The organism is Mucilaginibacter sp. P1_A3 (genome assembly GCF_056406855.1).
This window is the reverse complement of the sequence record NZ_JBFTZJ010000013.1, coordinates 225,666-232,226: the sequence shown is the minus strand read 5'-3', so window position 1 is coordinate 232,226 and position 6,561 is coordinate 225,666. Positions and strand designations below refer to the sequence as shown.

Here is a 6,561-nt window from a genome sequence, read left to right as displayed (position 1 = left end):
TCGGCCGCAAACCAACGGCAAGGTGGAACGCTTTTGGAGGACCCTTAAAGAAGACCTTATTGAAGATACCGATTTCGACAGCTTTGAAGAGCTGGAAGATGAACTCCTCAAATATCTTGTTTATTATAACTGGGAACGACCACATCAGGGCATCAATGGTAAAAAACCTATCGATATGGTCACCCTAAACAACAAATAAAAATACCTGATTCTGTTACCGAATTACTAAACCCTTACAGCAATGACGGCGTGTTATTATCTCTGAAGAAACAAACACAATCCCCGCTCATGCCCCCCCTCAACACTAATTTTTTATTTTATCCAATCCAAAGCTTAATTTCGTAAAATTGGTTTGCTTTACAGGCTAATACCATGCTATGCGTAGATCCTTGCTCATTTTTATATCACTATTTTGCATTACTGCCTTAAATGCCAGCGGGGTTGATATAAAAAGCATAGGTGTACCCTATGTTCAAAATTACACGAAGGCCATGTACCAGTCGGGCAATCAAAACTGGAGTGTAACACGAGATGAGCATGGTGTTATGTATTTTGGCAATGCAGAAGGCTTACTTTCTTTTGATGGCAAATACTGGCAGCAGCACCATATGCCAAATTCCCTTATCGTTCGTTCAGTATCTACCGATGGCAGGGGGAAAATTTACGTAGGTGCTTATGGCGAATTTGGTTATTGGGCCGATGACAACAAAGGCTTTTTAAAATACAATTCGCTTGTTGGTCTGGTACCAAAAAAATTCCTGCCCATAAACGAGGAGATCTGGAAAATATATGTTGATGGCGATAGGGTGATCTTCCAATCGTTTGGATGTATCTACATTTACTCAAAGGGGAAGATAGAGGTTATTAAGGCCCCAAGCCCATACCTGTTCATGTTTAAAGCTGGTAAGCGCTTTTTTATTGAGCAGGTATCAACCGGCCTGTTTGAGCTTATAAACAATCGCTTATTGTATGTTGAGGGTAGCAATATATTAGGGCCCAGCGGTGTACTTTCCATGCTGCCGTTTCAAAAAGGCAAGTATATTATAGGCACCGCCCAAAACGGGTTGTTTATTTATGATGGCCAAACCATAAAACCATGGGCAAACCAGGCAAACGACTTTTTAAAAACATACCAACTCAATAACGGAGCTAAAATAGCCGACAAATATTTTGCTTATGGCACTATTTTAAACGGGATTGTGGTGGTTGATACTGCAGGCAATGTAGTGCAGCACATCAATAAATCAAGCGGACTACAGAACAACACTGTTTTAAGCTTATATACCGATAGTGAACAAAATCTTTGGGCGGGTTTGGATAACGGCATCGACCGGATTGAGGTAAACTCGCCATTATATTTTTATTTCGATAAAACCGGCAAGTTCGGTACCGTTTATTCCAGTATCATATTTGATAAAAAAATATACCTTGGCACCAATCAGGGCTTATTTTACAGCGACTGGATTGCCGATAATAACAGTAAGCTTTTCCAGTCTTTTGACTTTAAACTTATCCCCGGCTCACAGGGCCAGGTATGGGAGCTTTCTTTGCAAGATGGACGCCTACTTTGTGGCCACAATGACGGCACCTACCAGGTAAATGGCAATACCATCACCAAAATATCTACCATAACCGGTGGTTGGACCACGAAAAAATTAAGCGAAGATAAACTCATCCAGGGGACTTATACCGGCCTGGTTATTTTCAAAAAAGATGCCGCCGGCAACTGGGTCTTTGATCATAAAATTGAAGGCTTTGGCGAGCCGTCCCGGTATGTGGAGCAAGATAACAAAGGGCAAATATGGGTAAGCCATGCCTATAAAGGCATTTATAAAGTAACCCTGAGTGCCGATCTGAAAAAGGTAACCTCAAAAGTATATTATGACAGCAAATACGGTTTGCCGGGCAGCTTCAACGTAAACGTGTTTGACCTTGATAACCGCGTTGTGTTTTCATCAGATTCGGGCTTTTATATTTATGATGACATTACCGATCGCTTTTTTAAATACACCCAGCTCAACAAAAAACTGGGCACCTTTGCCACATCCAGTAAAATCATAAAAGCCATCGGCAAAAAATACTGGTTCATTAATCAGGGGCGGGTAGCCCTGGCCGATTTTTCTATGCCTGGCAGGTTAAGCATCGATACCAACCGTTTCAGCATACTTAACGGGCAAATGGTGCAACACTACGAAACTATAAATCGCATCAATAACGCTACCTACCTCATCAGTATTGATGACGGTTTTGTGATCCTGAATGATGAGGACGCGCTTTTACCCAATAAGATCGATATTCCCCGGGTTTTGATCCGTCAGCTGGAGAACATTACCGACAAAGTTTTTGCCATCAGCGAAAACAGCCACAACCTTAATGTCACCGAGATTCCTTATACACAAAACAATATCCGCATCTCCTATTCGCTGCCTTATTATAAACAGGCAAAAATAAAGTTCCAGTATTATTTAGAAGGTTACTCCCGCCAATGGAGCGATTGGACGCAACAAAGCCAGAAAGAATTTACCAATCTTGACCAGGGCACTTATCACTTTAAGGTCCGCGCCAAAATCAATGATCAAAACGTATCACAAATTACTACGTTAACCTTTGTTATTTTACCTCCATGGTATGCGGGCAACCTGGCTATGGCATTTTACGCATTGTTGCTGATACTCTCCTACTACGTGGTAAGGTATTATTATCGCCTTAAATTAAAGCGGCATCAGCACCGGATTCATGAAAAGCTACAGCACGAAAAGGAGGAGTTTTTAAAGCAGGAGGCTTTTGCCAATGAACAGCACATCATCAATATAAAAAACGAGCAGTTACAGGCCGATCTTGCAGGTAAAAGCCGCGAGCTGGCTAACTCGGCCATGAATTTGGTTTACAAGAACGAATTACTGCAAAAGATAAGTGAAGAAATAGCACATCTAAAAGATAGCACCGGCAAAAAATTAGCCGATGATCAGATGCGACGCATCCAGAAAGTTATAGACGAGGGTATGAATGATGAGCGCGACTGGAATATATTTGAAAAGAGCTTTAACGAGGCGCATGAAAACTTCTTCAAAAAACTAAAATCAGGCCACCCAGACCTGGTACCAAATGACCTTAAACTATGTGCCTACCTGCGCATGAACATGAGCAGTAAAGAGATGGCATCGCTTTTAAACATCTCCCTGCGCGGTGTTGAAATAAGGCGCTATCGCCTGCGTAAAAAGCTCAACCTCGACCACGATAAAAACCTTGTGGAGTTTCTCATCGAGTTATAATACTACATCATTACCTCTCATAACCATAAGTAAACATAGTATAGCGGCCCTTACTGTTGTAGTATGTAAGCCGTACACTATCACAATCTAAATTTCAGGTTATCAAATAGTTAAGAAAATAAAAAACACATCGTGAGAAAGCTTGTTATGGTTGATGTATTAATGTTGAGTTAATTTTTTTGATTTAACTGCATTATCTACACAGCTTTGTAGACTAATAAACCAATTATTTCTAACCCGTTTTTATTAATTAACCACTATGAAAAGAATTTTTACTATTTCAGGGGTGATGTTATTGTTCTTATTTTCCGTTACTGCTGCGTTTGCACAAAACATAACAGTGAAAGGTAAAGTAGCAGATGCTAGTACAGGTGAAGCCCTAATAGGCGTCTCTGTTTTAGTTAAAGGAACAACTACAGGCACCCAAACAGATGTTAATGGCGCGTTCACCATTAATGCTGCCGGTACAGCTACCTTAACATTCGCCTATATAGGGTACGCATCTAAAGAAGTGCCCGTAAACGGCCAAACCGCTATTGACGTTCGCCTGCAACCACAAACTAACGAGTTACAGCAGGTTGTTGTGGTTGGTTACGGTACGCAACGCAAACTTGATGTTACCGGTTCGGTGGCATCGGTTAAAGGCGAGGAAATATCCAAGCAAGCATCAACAAACGTTGTCAGCTCTTTACAAGGTAAAGTTGCGGGCGTTCAAATTACCAATGCGGGCGGTCCGGGCGCATCGCCGCAGATCCGTATCCGTGGTTTAGGTACCGTGTATGGAAACGCAAACCCGCTTTACGTAGTTGACGGTGTTTGGTTTGATGATATCAGCTTTTTAAACTCCAATGATATCGAGAACATGAGTATCCTTAAGGATGCATCAAGCGAATCAATATATGGTGTGCGCGCTGCCAATGGTGTAGTTTTAATCACCACAAAAAAGGGCAAAGGTGCTCCAAGCATCAACTATAGCGCTTACGCAGGCTGGCAAAGAGTTACTAATCAACCTAAACTGGCTACCGGGGCTGAATATGCTACGCTGATTAACGAGCTTAATACCATAAACCAGCCAACAGATCCTATTACATTTGCCGATCCATCCAAATTTGGCCAAGGCACCAACTGGCTTAATGATATTTTACGCAATGCTTTCACCATGAAGCATGACTTAACTGTTAGTGGCAGTACAGAAAAATCAACTTATACTTTTTCTGCCGGCTACTTAAAACAGCAAGGTGTTGTAAAGGGAAATGATTATGACAGGATAACCTTACACATGCAACAAGATGTGCAGGCAACAAATTTCCTTAAACTGGGCTACAATGCAGTTTTACAAGGTAACAATTCAAAAGATGCACCGGGTGCAGTTATCTATAAGGCCTTTACAGCGGCGCCTATTGTTCCGGTATTTTATAATGATGGAACGTATGGCGATCCGGGCGATTTCCCTATCGGTAACGCTACCAACAACCCGCAGGCACAAATCGATTTTTTCAACCAAAAATCAAAAGGTTACCGCGTAACTGGTAATATGTTTGCCGATGTTAAAATTCTTAAAGAATTAACATTCCACACCAGCTTTGGTGGCGAGTTTGGCCAGGCCGAAGTTTTAGGTTACAACCCGGTTTACAAAGCCAACTCCGTTCAGTTCAATGCCATCAGTGATCTTAATGTTTCAAGGGCCGAAGTGCGCAATTGGATCTGGGAAAACACATTGACTTATGACAAAACCATAGCTAAGGATCATCACCTAACCGTTTTGGTAGGTCAGTCTGCGCAGCGTTATAAATCATACAACATTAATGCAACTGCACAAAATGTACCGTATACAAGCTCTGGCGACCTTTACTTAAGTTTGGGGTCAAATGATACCAGAACAGTTAATGACAGTGGCGATTTGGCTACTTACCAGTCATATTTTGGTCGTGTTAACTATTCATTTAAAAACAGGTATTTACTAAATGCTTCCATACGTGGAGATGGATCTTCAAAATTCATTGGCAACCAACGCTGGGGTTATTTTCCTTCGGTAGGAGCCGGCTGGGTTATCAGCAATGAGGAATTTATGAAAAACCAGCAGATTTTTGATAACCTGAAATTGAGGGGCAGCTGGGGTAAAATTGGTAATGCATCCGTGCCAGCCAACTTATCAACCTTAACAGTAAATAACTCCGCAGCTTTCACAGCAATTTACAACGGCCAACCGGCTACAGGTGCAAACATTACAGCAATTGTACCTCCAACTACTTATTGGGAACGTGGTGTTGGTACTGACGTAGGTTTAGAAATGAGTTTCATGAAAAGCCGGTTAACATTTGAGGCTGATTTTTACAACAAGAAAACGGAGCAAGCCATATTTTCTATCCCGGTATTAGGTTCATTAGGCACTGATGGCGGAACCATCATTGGTAACCAGGCCAGCTTCCAAAACCGCGGTTTTGAGTTTACTTTAGGCTGGAGGGATAATATAAGCAAAGATTTCTCTTACAGTCTTAACGGCAACCTTAGTATCAACAACAACAAAGTATTATCTACCCAAACAGGTGCAAACCCGATTTATGCAGGCGGCGCGGCGGCTACAGGCGGGCAGTATAGTACCCGTACCATATTAGGCCAGCCAATTGGCGAATTTTATGGCTTAGTGGTTGATGGAGTTTTCCAAAACACTACAGAAATTGCCAATTCGCTTCAAAAGGATGCCAAACCAGGCGACTTTAGGTTTAAAGACCTGAACGGCGATAAAGTTATTGATGCTAAAGACCGTACAATTATAGGCAACCCAAATCCTAAATATTTATATGGTTTTAACACAACATTTAATTACAAAGCATTTGATCTAAGCCTTGATTTCCAGGGAGTAGCCGGTGTTTATGTTTATAACGCAAATAAAGGCCTGCGTTACGGTTCTGAAAACTTTACGCAAGATTTTTATGATCATCGCTGGCATGGCGATGGTACTTCAACTACCTACCCATCTGCAAACATAGGCGGTGGTAACAACTATAAACCAAATACATTTTTTGTTGAAAGCGGCAGCTATTTCAGGGTACGTAATATGCAGCTTGGATATACATTACCATCGGCCATTGCTTCAAAAATATTCCTGAAGAGGCTTAGGTTGTATGCCAATGCGCAAAACGCCTTAAACTTCTTTAAGTACAAAGGTTTCAACCCAGAAATAGGTGGACAGGGCGATCAGCCTGGTATTAATGCTGGTATCGATAACGGTGCCTACCCATTATATGCCACTTACAATTTTGGTATCAACGCTACATTTTAACAATTA

General features: G+C 41.6%; 3 protein-coding genes. All 3 read left to right on the top strand.

All coding sequences use genetic code 11. From position 1 onward, the window contains the following. Positions 1-199, top strand: a 199-nt coding sequence (locus AC1D0K_RS25910; RefSeq protein ID WP_477463119.1) for an integrase core domain-containing protein, incomplete at its 5' end; no start/stop codon positions are given. A gap of 178 nt (positions 200-377) precedes the next feature. Continuing rightward, on the top strand, positions 378-3,272 hold the full coding sequence (locus tag AC1D0K_RS25905; RefSeq protein ID WP_477393578.1) for a ligand-binding sensor domain-containing protein: 2,895 nt from the start codon (positions 378-380) through the stop codon (positions 3,270-3,272). A 259-nt stretch (positions 3,273-3,531) separates the two neighbouring features. Further along, positions 3,532-6,555, top strand: coding sequence for a SusC/RagA family TonB-linked outer membrane protein (locus tag AC1D0K_RS25900; RefSeq protein WP_477393576.1), 3,024 nt, complete (start codon positions 3,532-3,534; stop codon positions 6,553-6,555). The last annotated feature ends 6 nt before the right edge of the window (positions 6,556-6,561 follow it).

What these genes read in the sequence shown, in the direction of transcription:
- AC1D0K_RS25905 (WP_477393578.1), top strand. Translation starts at nt 378, where the DNA reads ATGCGTAGATCCTTGCTCATTTTTATATCACTATTTTGCATTACTGCC.
- AC1D0K_RS25900 (WP_477393576.1), top strand. Translation starts at nt 3,532, where the DNA reads ATGAAAAGAATTTTTACTATTTCAGGGGTGATGTTATTGTTCTTATTT.